Genomic DNA, 13,907 nt, shown 5'->3' on the forward strand with positions numbered 1-13,907 from the left:
GAGCCCCCGTACCGGACTCCCGTCAGACCTCTTCGACGCTGCTCGGCTCGCGCCGGGACAGGTCGATGCCAAGCTCCTCCGCTGCGCGGAAGACGTCCTCGTCGGTGTCGCGCATCTCGATGGACATGCCGTCCGAGGACAGCACCTCCACGTTGAGGCACAGGGACTGCATCTCCTTGATGAGCACCTTGAAGGACTCGGGGATGCCGGGCTCGGGGATGTTCTCGCCCTTGACGATGGCCTCGTAGACCTTCACGCGGCCGGTGACGTCGTCGGACTTGATGGTCAGCAGCTCCTGGAGGGCGTAAGCGGCGCCATAAGCCTCAAGCGCCCACACCTCCATCTCACCGAAGCGCTGGCCACCGAACTGGGCCTTACCACCCAGCGGCTGCTGGGTGATCATCGAGTACGGACCGGTCGAACGAGCGTGCAGCTTGTCGTCGACCAGGTGGTGGAGCTTCAGGATGTACATGTAGCCGACCGAGACCGGCTCCGGGAACGGCTCGCCGGAGCGGCCGTCGAACAGCGGTGCCTTACCGGTCGGGAGCACCATGCGCGATCCGTCGCGGTTCGGGATCGTGTGCTGCAGCAGACCCGCGAGCTCGTCCTCACGCGCACCGTCGAAGACGGGGGTGGCGACGTTGGTGCCCGGCACGACCTGGTCGGCACCGATGGCCTGCAGGCGCTGCGCCCACTCCTCGCCGAGCCCGGAGACGTCCCAGCCGCGGCTGGCGAGCCAGCCGAGGTGGATCTCCAGGACCTGTCCCGGGTTCATTCGGGACGGGACGCCGAGGGGGTTGAGGATGATGTCGACCGGGGTGCCGTCCTCCAGGAACGGCATGTCCTCGATCGGCAGGATCTTGGAGATAACACCCTTGTTGCCGTGACGGCCTGCGAGCTTGTCACCGTCCGTGATCTTGCGCTTCTGCGCCACGTAGACACGAACCAGCTGGTTCACGCCCGGCGGCAGCTCGTCGCCCTCTTCACGGTCGAAGACGCGGACGCCGATGACCTTGCCGATCTCGCCGTGCGGCACCTTCAGCGAGGTGTCGCGCACCTCGCGCGCCTTCTCACCGAAGATCGCGCGGAGCAGGCGCTCCTCGGGGGTCAGCTCGGTCTCACCCTTGGGCGTGACCTTGCCGACGAGGATGTCACCGGCGACGACCTCGGCACCGATACGGATGATGCCGCGCTCGTCGAGGTCGGCGAGGACCTCCTCGGAGACGTTCGGGATGTCCCGGGTGATCTCCTCGGGGCCGAGCTTGGTGTCACGGGCGTCGACCTCGTGCTCCTCGATGTGGATCGAGGAGAGGACGTCGTCCTGCACGAGGCGCTGCGACAGGATGATCGCGTCCTCGTAGTTGTGACCCTCCCACGGCATGAACGCCACGAGCAGGTTCTTGCCGAGCGCCATCTCGCCGTTCTCGGTCGCCGGACCGTCGGCCAGAACCTGACCGGTGACGACCCGGGCGCCCTCGTCCACGACAACCTTCTGGTTGACGGACGTGCCCTGGTTCGAGCGGGAGAACTTGTGCAGGCGGTACGTGGTGTACGTGCCGTCGTCGTTGGCGGTGGTGACGTAGTCCGCGGAGACCTCCTGGACCACACCGTCCTTCTCCGACTTCAGTACGTCACCGGCGTCGACCGCACAGCGGTACTCCATGCCGGTGCCGACCAGCGGCGCCTCGGACTTGATGAGCGGCACGGCCTGACGCATCATGTTCGCGCCCATGAGGGCACGGTTGGCGTCGTCGTGCTCGAGGAACGGGATCATCGCGGTCGCGACCGACACCATCTGGCGCGGCGAGACGTCCATGTAGTCGACGTCGTCACCGGCGATGTAGTCGATCTCGCCGCCACGACGACGGACGAGCACGCGGGACTCGGTGAAGCGCATGTCGTCGGACAGGCCGGCGTTGGCCTGGGCGATGACGAAGCGATCCTCTTCGTCGGCGGTCAGGTAGTCGACATCGTCGGTGACGGTGCCGTTGACGACCTTGCGGTACGGGGTCTCGACGAAACCGAACGCGTTGACCCGGCCGTACGAGGCGAGCGAGCCGATCAGGCCGATGTTCGGGCCTTCAGGGGTCTCGATCGGGCACATGCGGCCGTAGTGCGACGGGTGCACGTCACGGACCTCGAAGCCGGCCCGCTCACGGGAGAGACCACCCGGGCCAAGCGCCGACAGACGGCGCTTGTGGGTGAGACCCGACAGCGGGTTGTTCTGGTCCATGAACTGCGACAGCTGGCTGGTGCCGAAGAACTCCTTGATGGAGGCGACGACCGGCCGGATGTTGATCAGGGTCTGCGGCGTGATCGCCTCGACGTCCTGAGTCGTCATGCGCTCACGGACGACGCGCTCCATACGAGCCAGACCCGTACGGACCTGGTTCTGGATGAGCTCGCCGACGTTGCGCAGACGACGGTTGCCGAAGTGGTCGATGTCGTCGGTCTCGACGACGATCGAGGCGCCGTTGGGGCCGACGGTCTCGGTCTCACCGGCGTGCAGCTTCACCAGGTACTTGATCGACGAGATGATGTCCTCGACGGTCAGGATCCCGGCGTCCAGCGGCGCTTCGCTGCCGAGCTTCTTGTTCACCTTGTAGCGGCCGACCTTCGCGAGGTCGTAGCGCTTCGGGTTGAAGTAGAGGTTCTCGAGCAGGGTCTGCGCGGCCTCACGCGTCGGCGGCTCGCCCGGACGCAGCTTGCGGTAGATGTCGAGCAGCGCGTCGTCCTGGCCCTGGGTGTGGTCCTTCTCCAGGGTGGCGCGCATGGACTCGTACTCGCCGAACTCCTCGAGGATCTGCTCGGTCGTCCAACCGAGAGCCTTCAGGAGAACGGTGACGGACTGCTTGCGCTTGCGGTCGATGCGGACACCGACCATGTCGCGCTTGTCGATCTCCATCTCCAGCCAGGCACCCCGGGACGGGATGACCTTCGTGGAGAAGATGTCCTTGTCGGACGTCTTGTCGATGGAGGAGTCGAAGTAGACACCCGGCGAGCGGACCAGCTGGGACACCACGACACGCTCGGTGCCGTTGATGACGAAGGTGCCCTTGTTGGTCATGAGCGGGAAGTCGCCCATGAAGACCGTCTGGGACTTGATCTCGCCGGTCTCGTTGTTGGTGAACTCGGCGGTCACGAAGAGCGGCGCGGAGTACGTGAAGTCACGGTCCTTGCACTCGTCGATCGAGTTCTTGGGAGGCTCGAAGCGGTGGTCGCGGAACGTCAAGGACATCGACCCGGAGAAGTCCTCGATCGGGGAGATCTCCTCGAAGATCTCCTCCAGACCGGACTTGGTGGGGACATCCTGTCCACTGTCCAGAGCCGCCTCGACACGAGCCTTCCACGCGGCATTGCCGAGCAGCCAGTCGAAGCTCTCGGTCTGCAGCGCAAGAAGGTTCGGAACCTCGAGGGGCTCCTTGATCTTTGCAAAGGAGATGCGCAGCGGGGCGGTGCTGGCGCCGTTGTTCGTATTCGCGGTCGAGGCAGTGCGCGAGGCGGCCAAGAGGGGGTCCTTCCGAGGGCTCGGACTCACTACGCGCGTACCGGTCCCATGTTGGGCACAGAGACAGAGGCGTTCCCGATTCAGCCAAAGAAGGCCTGGTCAGGGACGTTCCAATCGTCGGTGTTCATACACGGGTATGCCCCTGGTGACGGGCAGGAGGCAGCTAACAGGCAGCGCAAAGGGTCAGTGTAGCCACAAGGCCCACTGATGTCCAGTCCCGGTTTTTTGAGACCCTCGTTGTTCTCAACACCTGCGGCAAGCCACGCCCTCAATGCACATCGATACTGCCCTCTTCGCCACCGATCCATGCCTCGGATCCGGATCGTTGTGACGACGCGTCCTGAGAATTGCGCGCTGCGTGCGGTTCGTCAAGGCCCCCCAAGCCCAAACCGAGTGCCGCGATAGTCACGTGCAGCCGTCGTACAGCCCGTCACAGGGGCGGCCGGAGGCACAACGAAGATCACCTTACTCGTCGCGAACACCTGCGCAAGGCAGCCGCCGCACGACCCCCGGAAACGCCGAAGAGCGACCACCCAATTGGGTGATCGCTCTTCGGTGCGTCAGCGTTACAGCGCTACGCGAGCGGCTTTGTCAGCCCGCTGGAGTCCGGTACGGACCCGCGAGGTGTTACTTGACCTCGACGGAGGCGCCAGCGCCCTTGAGGGACTCGGCAGCCTTCTCAGCGGCCTCCTTGGCGACCTTCTCGAGGACCGGCTTCGGAGCGCCGTCGACGAGGTCCTTGGCCTCCTTCAGACCCAGCGAGGTCAGCTCACGCACGACCTTGATGACCTGGATCTTCTTCTCGCCGGCACCCGTGAGGATGACGTCGAACTCGTCCTGCTCCTCCGGAGCCTCGGCAACGGCGCCCGGGCCGGCGGGGCCGGCAACGGCGACCGCGGCGGCGGCGGTGACGTCGAACTTCTCCTCGAAGGCCTTCACGAACTCGGAGAGCTCGATGAGGGTGAGGTTCTCGAACTGCGCGAGCAGCTCTTCCTGGGACAGCTTCGCCATGATGGCGTCCTTCCACTCATTCGGCAGGTGCCGGTATGTACTGGTGAGGCGGGCGTACGTTCGGCCCGCTGCGACCGTCGCCTCAGGCGGCGGTCAATGCGCGAGCCGAATTACTCGGCACCGCCCTGCTCTTCGAGCTTGACGCGAAGCGCCTCCGCAGTGCGGACGAACTTCGACGGAAGCGCCTGGAAGAGCTGCGCAGCCTGAGTCTGCTTGCCCTTCATGGCGCCCGCCAGCTTGGCGAGCAGAACCTCGCGGGACTCGAGGTCCGCAAGCTTCTTGATCTCGTCGGCGGACAGCGCCTTGCCGTCAAGGACACCGCCCTTGATGACGAGGTTGGGGTTGTCCTTGGCGAAGTCACGAAGACCCTTCGCCGACGTCACCGGGTCACCGGTGATGAAGGCGACCGCCGTCGGACCGTTGAACAGGTCGTCGAGCGTAGAGATCCCGGCCTCGTTGGCCGCGATCTTGGTCAGCGTGTTCTTCACCACGGCGTACTGGGCGTCTTCACCGAGCGAACGACGCAGCGTCTTGAGCTGCGCCACGGTGAGACCCCGGTACTCGGTCAGCACAGCGGCGTTCGAGCTACGGAACTGGTCCGCGAGCTCGGCTACCGCGGCAGCCTTGTCGGGCCTTGCCATAAGCGTGGCCTCCTTCCGGGTGATGAGGACCGCTCAGAAGGGGCTGAGGAAAACGAAACGCCCCGGCGCAGGCGCACGGGGCGTAGCTCGACCGGAATTCCTTGACGAAGTTCCGGGAGCATGTCCACAGTCACCTACGCGGGTCGTCCGCAGTTTCAGCGGATCCTTCGGTCACCGCGCCCTCTTACGAGCACACGGCAACGACCAGCGGTCTTTGGCTTCTCTGGGAGAGTACGCGACCGGATCGCCGTCAAGCAAATCCGCCCGAACGGTCCAAACCCCTGCGGGCGGCTCAGCCCTCCTGGGCTGCCCGAATCCGGGGCTCAGGAGGTCGCACCCTGCGCCTTCAGCAGCTCCTTGAAGTCGGCGGTGTCACTCGCCGGGGGCTTCTGGGTGGAGACCTTCACCCCGTAGTCGCTGTAGTACGCCGTCGAGGACATCGAGCCGGTCGTCAGCTCGCCCTTCTCGACCTTCTTGACCAGCAGGTCGTCGCCGTTGACCCAGATGTCGACCGTCTCCGTGGTGACGCCGGCCTGGGTGAGCTGCTTCTTCAGGTCGGCGAGCTGGCTTTCGGTGAGGCTGGAGTTGTCGGTGGCGAGGTCCGCGACGTCCACCGTGCCCGAGTAGTGCGTGGTCCGCTCGCCGCGGACGGTCTCCTCGCCGACCTTCTTCACGTCACCGGAGGCGAGCAGGAGCTTCACGGACTGGTTCGGCGTGGTGTTCTGCATCTGGTCCTGCAGATACGCGCCCGAGCTGCCGCCGAGCTCCGCCAGGTCGTCGTACGCGTACCTGATCCAGTGCTTGCCGCCCGCCTGCTCGGCGAACGCGTCGCCCATCTTCGCGTAGTAGGCGTCGGGCAGATAGCGGGCCTGCATGGTGGTGCTGCCCGTCTGACGCATCGTGTCGGCCATCGTGCCGCCGGTGTACGTGATCGTCAGGTTGCCCGTGAGGCCGTCGGCCCATCCCAGGGCGCCGTCCGCCGTCATGGACATCATCGTGCCCATGGTCGTCGTGGACTCGACTCTGGCCGAATCGGCGCCGTCCGTGGACTTCTCGGCGGAGCGCAGGGCGGTTATGGAGCTTATGTGCGCCGTGCCCTTGTGCACCGCCTTGTCGTCCCTGCCAGAGGCGTCGCGGCCGTCGGAGCCGCCGGAGGAGTCCGGGGAACTGCAGGCGGCCATCCCCGCCAGCACACCCGTCAGCGCGAGCGACAGGGTCACGCGGCGCACACTCGTGCTCATCATTCGTCCCACCCCTATGCGAATCCCCTATGCGAATTCTGTGCTCCGCACGCTACTGCAGCCCACTGACACCCGTATCAGGATTTGTTGCCCACGAATGCGGACGGGCCCCGCACCTCGAAAGGTGCGGGGCCCGTCTCAGATACGCGTACGCGACGCGGTCACCGGGGTGAGCGGGAGGCTCAGACGGCGGCCGGGTCCTCCTCGACGAGGAGGTTGCGGGTGCGGTTCGAGTCGAGCTGAATGCCGGGGCCGATCGTGGTGCTGATCGTGGCCTTCTTGATGTAGCGACCCTTGGCGGCCGACGGCTTCAGACGAAGGATCTCGTCCAGCGCGGCGCCGTAGTTCTCCACCAGCTGGGTCTCGTCGAACGAGGTCTTGCCGATGATGAAGTGCAGGTTCGAGTGCTTGTCGACGCGGAACTCGATCTTGCCGCCCTTGATCTCGGTCACGGCCTTGGCCACGTCCGGGGTCACGGTGCCGGTCTTCGGGTTCGGCATCAGACCACGCGGGCCGAGGACTCGGCCGAGGCGGCCGACCTTGCCCATGAGGTCCGGGGTGGCGACGACGGCGTCGAAGTCCAGACGGCCCTTCGACACCTCGTCGATGAGCTCGTCGGAGCCGACGATGTCGGCGCCCGCGGCGAGTGCGGCCTCGGCACGGTCACCGGTCGCGAAGACCAGGACCCGGGCGGTCTTACCGGTGCCGTGCGGGAGGTTCACGGTGCCACGGACCATCTGGTCGGCCTTGCGCGGGTCGACACCCAGACGGAAGGCGACCTCGACAGTGCCGTCGAACTTCGAGGTGGAGGTCTCCTTGGCGAGACGGACGGCCTCGAGCGGGGCGTAGAACTTCTCCCGGTCGATCTTGGCGTCCGCAGCGCGGAGAGACTTGCTGCGCTTGCTCACTGCTTCTCCTGATGTGTTCTGAGGAGTCGTGGTGCGGACCGAGCAGGCCCTGCCACGTGCGGCCGAGGCCGCATGGTTCCTACGAAGGTGGGTGTCAGCCCTCGACCGTGATGCCCATGGAACGGGCGGTGCCGGCGATGATCTTCGACGCGGCGTCCAGGTCGTTGGCGTTCAGGTCGGGCATCTTGGTCGTGGCGATCTCACGGACCTGCGCCTGGGTGATCTTGGCGACCTTGGTCTTGTGCGGCTCGCCGGAGCCCTTCTCGACACCCGCGGCCTTGAGGATCATCTTGGCGGCCGGCGGAGTCTTGGTGATGAAGGTGAAGGAGCGGTCTTCGTAGACCGTGATCTCCACCGGGATCACCCAGCCACGCTGCGACTCGGTCGCGGCGTTGTAGGCCTTGCAGAACTCCATGATGTTGACGCCGTGCTGACCCAGCGCGGGGCCGACCGGCGGAGCCGGGTTGGCGGCGCCGGCCTGGATCTGGAGCTTGATAAGCCCCGTGACCTTCTTCTTCTTGGGAGGCATTCCGGGTCCTCTTTCGTTTTCGCCTACCTACGCCCGAGACACGCTCGGACGACTGCCTTCAACCGAACCCATGACTCTGACCCGGATGGAGGCATACCGCACAACGATAACGGGTATCCATGCGCGGCTAAAAACCGAGCAGGTCAGACAGGCTGCGAGCCCGTCTGACCTGTTCGGAAGACGTACGTCCAGAAGGTGCTAGTTCTTCTGGATCTGGTCGAAGGAAAGCTCGACCGGAGTCTCGCGGCCGAAGATCTCGACGAGGCCCTTGACCTTCTTCGAGTCGGCGTTGATCTCGTTGATGGTCGCCTGGAGCGTGGCGAACGGGCCGTCGGTGACGGTGACCGAGTCGCCGACCTCGAAGTCCAGCACCTGGACCTCGAGCTTGCGGGCCGGAGCCGGCCTGCCCTCGGCCTCGGCTGCCTCACGGGCGGCCTTCTCCTCGGCCTCCGGGGCAAGCATCTTGACGATCTCGTCCAGGGTCAGCGGGTACGGGTCGTAGGCGTTGCCCACGAAGCCGGTGACGCCGGGGGTGTTACGGACGACGCCCCAGGACTCGTTCGTCAGGTCCATGCGCACCAGCACGTAGCCGGGGAGCTTGTTCTGCCGGACGGTCTTGCGCTCGCCGTTCTTGATCTGCGCGACCTCTTCCTGCGGCACCTCGGCCTGGAAGATGAAGTCCTCCACGTTCAGCGAGACGGCACGCTGTTCGAGGTTGGTCTTCACGCGGTTCTCGTAACCGGCGTACGTGTGGATGACGTACCACTCGCCGGGGAGGGCACGGAGCTCCTCGCGCAGGGCGGTGACGGGGTCGACGGGCTCGGGCTCTTCTTCGGCCTCGGCCTCGTCGTCCTCGACAGCGAGGTCCTCGTCGGAAACGTCGTCGTCCTCGACGGACTCGACGTCCCCACCGGACTCGTCCTCGACGTGCAGGGCCGCCTCTTCGGCGGGCTCGCCCGCGGCGGCGTCGGCAGCCTCGACCTCGTCCGGGTCCTCGGTGTCCGCGCCCTCCACGATGTCGAGCTCGTCCTCAACGGACTCGACCGACTCGATGGCGTCGTTCAGGTTCGGGTCAGACACGGTGGCTGCTTCTTCCTGGATACATGGGGGTGGAACACACGAAAGGGGCGCCGGTGTCGGCGCCCTTCGCGTTTGGCTCAGCCAAATACGTACTTGGCGGCGTGGTCGAGTCCATAGTCAATCACGGTCACCAGAGCGATCATGATGACGACGAAGACAATTACCACTGAGGTGTACGTCGTCAGCTGATTGCGCGTCGGCCAGACGACCTTGCGGAGCTCCGCGACGATCTGGCGGTAGAAGGTGGCAAGGCGCCTCAGAGGGCCCTTCTTGCCACGCTTGCCGCCCTTGCGAGTCTTCTTATTGGACTCCGGTGCCTCGGCATCAGGCATGTCGATGGAGCCCACGGCGTCCGTCACTCGTCCTCACCTGATTCCGGGTCGTGGCTACGCCGTGCCCGGCCAGGCCGCACGGCGGTGCATTGCAGTACGTACATGCGCACACATCCTGGCGAAGGATTGTGTAGCAGGGCCGGAGGGACTTGAACCCCCAACCGCTGGTTTTGGAGACCAGTGCTCTACCAATTGAGCTACGACCCTTTGATTTCCCCCAACGTACCGCATCCGCCCGAGTGCACGGTGTGCACCGGGTGAGTGCGGCCGGTGAAGGCCAACGAGGGATGAGTGTACGTGCTCCGGGGCCGGTCGTCGAACAGAAAGTGTCCGTACGGGCTTTGATCCCGGAAGATCGTCCAGCCCACCGCCTCGATCCGGACGGTTGTTCAGTCGCTGTTCAGTCTGTGAAACCCGCGTGCCGGGGAGGTTTCCGGTCTGAAACGATGGGGCCATGAGCCCTGCAACCCCTCCCACCGAGCGCCGCGTCTCCGCCCGAGTCGGCGCGATCTCCGAGTCCGCCACCCTCGCCGTGGACGCCAAGGCCAAGGCCCTCAAGGCCGCGGGGCGTCCGGTGATCGGCTTCGGCGCCGGTGAACCGGACTTCCCGACCCCGGACTACATCGTCCAGGCCGCCATCGAGGCCTGCTCGAACCCGAAGTACCACCGCTACACCCCGGCCGGCGGACTGCCCGAGCTGAAGGCCGCGATCGCCGCGAAGACGCTGCGCGACTCCGGCTACGAGGTGGATGCCACCCAGGTCCTGGTCACCAACGGCGGCAAGCAGGCCATCTACGAGGCCTTCGCCGCGATCCTCGACCCGGGCGACGAGGTCATCGTCCCGGCGCCGTACTGGACGACCTACCCGGAGTCGATCCGCCTCGCCGGCGGTGTCCCCGTCGACGTCGTCGCCGACGAGACCACCGGCTACCGCGTCTCGGTCGAGCAGCTGGAAGCCGCCCGCACCGAGAACACCAAGGTGCTGCTCTTCGTCTCCCCGTCCAACCCGACGGGCGCGGTCTACACCCGCGAGCAGATCGAGGAGATCGGCCGCTGGGCCGCCGAGAAGGGCCTGTGGGTCCTGACCGACGAGATCTACGAGCACCTGGTCTACGGGGACGCCGAGTTCCACTCCCTGCCCGTCGTGGTGCCCGAGCTGCGCGACAAGTGCATCGTCGTGAACGGCGTCGCCAAGACGTACGCCATGACCGGCTGGCGGGTGGGCTGGGTCATCGGCCCCAAGGACGTCGTCAAGGCCGCGACCAACCTCCAGTCGCACGCCACCTCGAACGTCTCGAACGTGGCCCAGGTCGCCGCGCTCGCCGCCGTCTCCGGCGACCTGACGGCCGTCGCGAAGATGCGCGAGGCCTTCGACCGCCGCCGCAAGACCATCGTGCGCATGCTCAACGAGATCGACGGCGTGCTCTGCCCCGAGCCGGAGGGCGCCTTCTACGCGTACCCCTCGGTGAAGGCCCTGATCGGCAAGGAGATCCGCGGCAAGCGCCCCCAGGACACGGTCGAGCTGGCCGCGCTCATCCTGGAAGAGGCCGAGGTCGCGGTGGTCCCGGGTGAGGCCTTCGGCACACCGGGGTACCTGCGTCTGTCGTACGCGCTGGGTGACGAGGACCTCGTCGAGGGCGTCTCGCGCATCCAGAAGCTGCTGGCCGAGGCCACGGACTGACGTGTACGACGCACAAGCGGGCCTCCGGTCGGACCGGGGGCCCGCTTGTGCGTTCAGGCACGCGCTCGTTCGGTGAACTCGGCTGCCTGGTCCAGGATTTCTACGGCAAGATCCTGGGGTGACTCCTCCCCCGAGGGGGCTTCTCACTCGGCCGTGTGACGGCCTCATGACGGACAAGCCCTGCCCGGCACCTTCCGGTACGGAGCAGAGCCTAGCGATTACGGAGCGTTGATGGGTGTGGTTCGTGATATCGGACAGTTGCCGAAGGCCCATCTGCACCTGCACTTCACCGGGTCGATGCGGTCCACGACCCTGCTGGAGCTGGCCGACAAGTACGGCGTACGGCTGCCCGACGCACTGACCAGCGGGGAGCCGCCGAAGCTGCGGGCGACCGACGAGCGGGGTTGGTTCCGGTTCCAGCGGTTGTACGACGCGGCGCGGTCGTGCCTCAGAGAGCCCGAGGACATCCGGCGGCTGGTGCGCGAGGCCGCCGAGGAGGACGTGAAGGACGGCTCCGGGTGGCTGGAGATCCAGGTCGACCCGACGTCGTACGCACCTCGGCTCGGCGGTCTGATCCCGGCCCTCGAAGTCATCCTGGACGCGGTGGACTCGGCCTCGCGGGAGACAGGGCTCGGGATGCGCGTCCTGGTGGCGGCGAACCGTATGAAGCACCCGCTGGACGCCCGTACGCTGGCCCGCCTGGCCGTGCGGTACGCGGACCGGGGCATCGTCGGTTTCGGGCTCTCGAACGACGAACGGCGGGGCATGGCGCGGGACTTCGACCGGGCCTTCGAGATCGCGCGTGAGGGCGGTCTGCTGGCCGCGCCGCACGGCGGCGAGCTGACCGGGCCGGCCTCGGTCCGCGACTGCCTGGACGACCTGCACGCGTCGCGGATCGGCCACGGGGTGCGCGCTGCGGAGGACCCCCGGCTGATGAAACGCCTCGCGGACCGCGGGGTGACCTGCGAGGTCTGCCCGGCCTCGAACGTCGCCCTGGGCGTCTACGAGAAGCCGGAGGACGTCCCCCTGCGCACACTCTTCGAAGCCGGGGTCCCCATGGCCCTCGGCGCCGACGACCCACTGCTCTTCGGGTCCCGGCTGGCAGCCCAGTACGAGATCGCCCGCCGATACCACGACTTCACCGACCCCGAACTGGCCGAACTGGCACGCCAGTCCATCCGCGCCTCGGCCGCCCCTGAGGACGTACGGGAAAAGCTCCTGTCCGGAGTCGACGAATGGCTCAGCGGCCCGGTCGCCTGAAGTGCGCGTACGGCGGATACGCCTTGAAGCAGATGAGAACCTCGGGCGCGCGCCAGCTGTCGCCACGGTCCGCTTTCAGGCCGCCGATCGCGGTGATCAGCGCTGAGCGCCACAGGCCTGCCAGCCGGTTCAGGCCGTCGTGGTCGCCCGTGAGCATGCCGTACGGGTCCGGGTCGCGGAGTGAGGTGTGGCGCAGGGGGGACCAGGGCTGGACGACCCGGTGTTCGTGCGGGCCGGTGCGCGGTCTGAACTGGCGGAGCTTCAGCCGCATATGGGGTGCCTCATGGGGCAAGCGTGCGGGTCAGTAAGGGCCTTGGGCAACGGAGATACCGCGCAGGAGCGTGCGGGCGAGTGCCGGGGCGAAGGTGTCCAGGGGCGGGGGCTTGCCGTCCTCCGTCATGTCGTAGGCGAAGGCGCGCTGGGCGCAGGCGCCGAGGAGCAGGGACGCGGCCGCGAAGGTGTCGGCGCAGAGGTGGATGCGACCCGCCTTCTGTTCCGCGCGCAGGTACTCGGCGACCCCTCGGATGGGCATGTGCGGGCCCGCTCCCATCGCCCGCATGGCCTCCTCGTGGCGCCGCTTGAGCTGCTTCTCCGCGTACAAGGAGGCGGCTATCGGGAAACTCTGCTCATAGAAGAGGGCGGCCTGGCGGGCGATCTCCGTGAGGTTCTCCTCGACGGTGTGCTCCCCCGGCTCGGCCGTGAGTCTGCCCAGGAGGGGGCCCAGCGTGGGGAGGCGCTCCTCCAGGACGCGGATGAAGAGCTCTTCCTTGCTCGCGAAGTACTTGTAGAGCGCCGCTTCGGAGCAGCCCGCCGCCTTGGCGATCTCCTTGGTGGTGGTGCGGGCGAGGCCGACGGTGAGCATGAGCTCGTGCGCCGCGTCGAGGAGACGGATCCGAGCCGGTTTCTGCTGCATGGGGCCCAAGGATTCCATGGAGGAGCCAATCAGACTTGACGGGTGGGTGAGTGCTTACTCACTCTAGGGGTAAGCATCGGTGAGTGAATACTCACCCACCGACGGACCAGCTGAGGAGAGCACGTCATGAAGCTCACCGTTTTCGGTGCCACCGGGGGCATCGGGCAGGAGATCGTCCGGCAGGCCCTGGCATCGGGCCATCAGGTCACGGCCGTCGTGCGGGATCCCGCACGGTTCACCGTCACCGGCGCGGATCTGGAGGTGTTCCGCGCCGACCTCACCGACCCGGAGGCGCTGCGCCCCGCGGTCGCGGGCCGGGACGCGGTCCTCTCCGGCCTCGGCGCCCGCAGCCGCAAGGACGCCGGGGTCACGGCGAAGCTGACCCGCAGGGTGCTGGCCGCCATGGAGGCGGAGGCGGTACGGAGGCTGCTCGTGGTGAGCGCGAGTCCGATCGGTCCCGATCCCGAGGGCGCCACGCTCGTCGACCGCGCCATGCGGAGTGTGATCTCGGGGATCCTGAAGGACGTCTACGCCGACCTCAGGGAGATGGAGGACGAGCTGGCCAGCAGCGGGACGGACTGGACGGCCGTACGCCCGCCCCGCCTCCAGGACAAGCCGCTGACCGGTTCGTACCGGACGGTTGTCGGGGGCTTCCCACTCAAGGGCAGGTTCATCTCACGCGCCGATGTGGCTCACGCGATGCTGGCGATGACGGACGACCCGGGAACGGTGAAGCAGGGCGTCGGAGTCGCCTACTAGGACCCGAACGAGGGTTCACACCAGGGCTCGTACTGGACGCACCG

General features: G+C 66.8%; 13 protein-coding genes and 1 tRNA gene. 3 read left to right on the forward strand and 11 right to left on the reverse strand.

Annotated features, from left to right (window positions below; all coding sequences use genetic code 11):
- Positions 1–22 precede the first annotated feature (22 nt).
- The 9 genes from rpoB to OG266_RS17790 form a co-directional block, all read right to left on the reverse strand.
- Positions 23–3,508, reverse strand: a complete 3,486-nt coding sequence (gene rpoB / locus OG266_RS17750) for a DNA-directed RNA polymerase subunit beta (protein ID WP_371546769.1) — start codon at positions 3,506–3,508, stop codon at positions 23–25.
- A 627-nt stretch (positions 3,509–4,135) separates the two neighbouring features.
- Entirely contained in the window at positions 4,136–4,519 is a 384-nt protein-coding gene (gene rplL / locus OG266_RS17755; protein WP_326721216.1) for a 50S ribosomal protein L7/L12, read from the reverse strand.
- Between the two features lie 110 nt (positions 4,520–4,629).
- The gene (gene rplJ, locus OG266_RS17760; protein WP_266456080.1) at positions 4,630–5,160 is read right to left on the reverse strand and encodes a 50S ribosomal protein L10; all 531 of its coding nucleotides are present in this window, start codon (positions 5,158–5,160) and stop codon (positions 4,630–4,632) included.
- Positions 5,161–5,483: 323 nt separating this feature from the next.
- Entirely contained in the window at positions 5,484–6,404 is a 921-nt protein-coding gene (locus OG266_RS17765; RefSeq protein ID WP_371546774.1) for a hypothetical protein, read from the reverse strand.
- A 179-nt stretch (positions 6,405–6,583) separates the two neighbouring features.
- A complete protein-coding gene (rplA, locus tag OG266_RS17770; protein ID WP_266456084.1) occupies positions 6,584–7,309 on the reverse strand; it encodes a 50S ribosomal protein L1 in 726 nt (241 codons plus the stop codon).
- 94 nt (positions 7,310–7,403) lie between these two features.
- Positions 7,404–7,838 carry a 50S ribosomal protein L11 gene (gene rplK / locus OG266_RS17775; protein ID WP_030359033.1) on the reverse strand — a complete coding sequence of 145 codons (435 nt, stop codon included), beginning with the start codon at positions 7,836–7,838 and terminating at the stop codon, positions 7,404–7,406.
- 198 nt (positions 7,839–8,036) lie between these two features.
- Entirely contained in the window at positions 8,037–8,918 is an 882-nt protein-coding gene (gene nusG, locus OG266_RS17780) for a transcription termination/antitermination protein NusG (RefSeq protein ID WP_371546777.1), read from the reverse strand.
- A 77-nt stretch (positions 8,919–8,995) separates the two neighbouring features.
- Entirely contained in the window at positions 8,996–9,277 is a 282-nt protein-coding gene (secE, locus tag OG266_RS17785) for a preprotein translocase subunit SecE (RefSeq protein WP_266456088.1), read from the reverse strand.
- 107 nt (positions 9,278–9,384) lie between these two features.
- Positions 9,385–9,457: transfer RNA gene (locus tag OG266_RS17790), tRNA-Trp, on the reverse strand.
- A 247-nt stretch (positions 9,458–9,704) separates the two neighbouring features.
- On the opposite strand from OG266_RS17790, the gene OG266_RS17795 reads away from it, so the two are divergent.
- Entirely contained in the window at positions 9,705–10,931 is a 1,227-nt protein-coding gene (locus OG266_RS17795) for a pyridoxal phosphate-dependent aminotransferase (RefSeq protein ID WP_371546780.1), read from the forward strand.
- 231 nt (positions 10,932–11,162) lie between these two features.
- Positions 11,163–12,191, forward strand: a complete 1,029-nt coding sequence (locus OG266_RS17800) for an adenosine deaminase (protein ID WP_266456091.1) — start codon at positions 11,163–11,165, stop codon at positions 12,189–12,191.
- On the opposite strand, the gene OG266_RS17805 is transcribed toward OG266_RS17800, so the two are convergent.
- On the reverse strand, positions 12,172–12,462 hold the full coding sequence (locus OG266_RS17805) for a hypothetical protein (protein WP_371553185.1): 291 nt from the start codon (positions 12,460–12,462) through the stop codon (positions 12,172–12,174). The genes OG266_RS17800 and OG266_RS17805 overlap by 20 nt on opposite strands.
- A gap of 30 nt (positions 12,463–12,492) precedes the next feature.
- Positions 12,493–13,104 carry a TetR/AcrR family transcriptional regulator gene (locus tag OG266_RS17810; RefSeq protein WP_266456096.1) on the reverse strand — a complete coding sequence of 204 codons (612 nt, stop codon included), beginning with the start codon at positions 13,102–13,104 and terminating at the stop codon, positions 12,493–12,495.
- Between the two features lie 126 nt (positions 13,105–13,230).
- Here OG266_RS17810 and OG266_RS17815 point away from each other — a divergent pair, with 126 nt between their 5' ends.
- Entirely contained in the window at positions 13,231–13,863 is a 633-nt protein-coding gene (locus tag OG266_RS17815) for an NAD(P)-dependent oxidoreductase (RefSeq protein WP_371546782.1), read from the forward strand.
- The last annotated feature ends 44 nt before the right edge of the window (positions 13,864–13,907 follow it).

This window comes from Streptomyces sp. NBC_00554, from assembly GCF_041431135.1.
Lineage (GTDB): Bacteria > Actinomycetota > Actinomycetes > Streptomycetales > Streptomycetaceae > Streptomyces.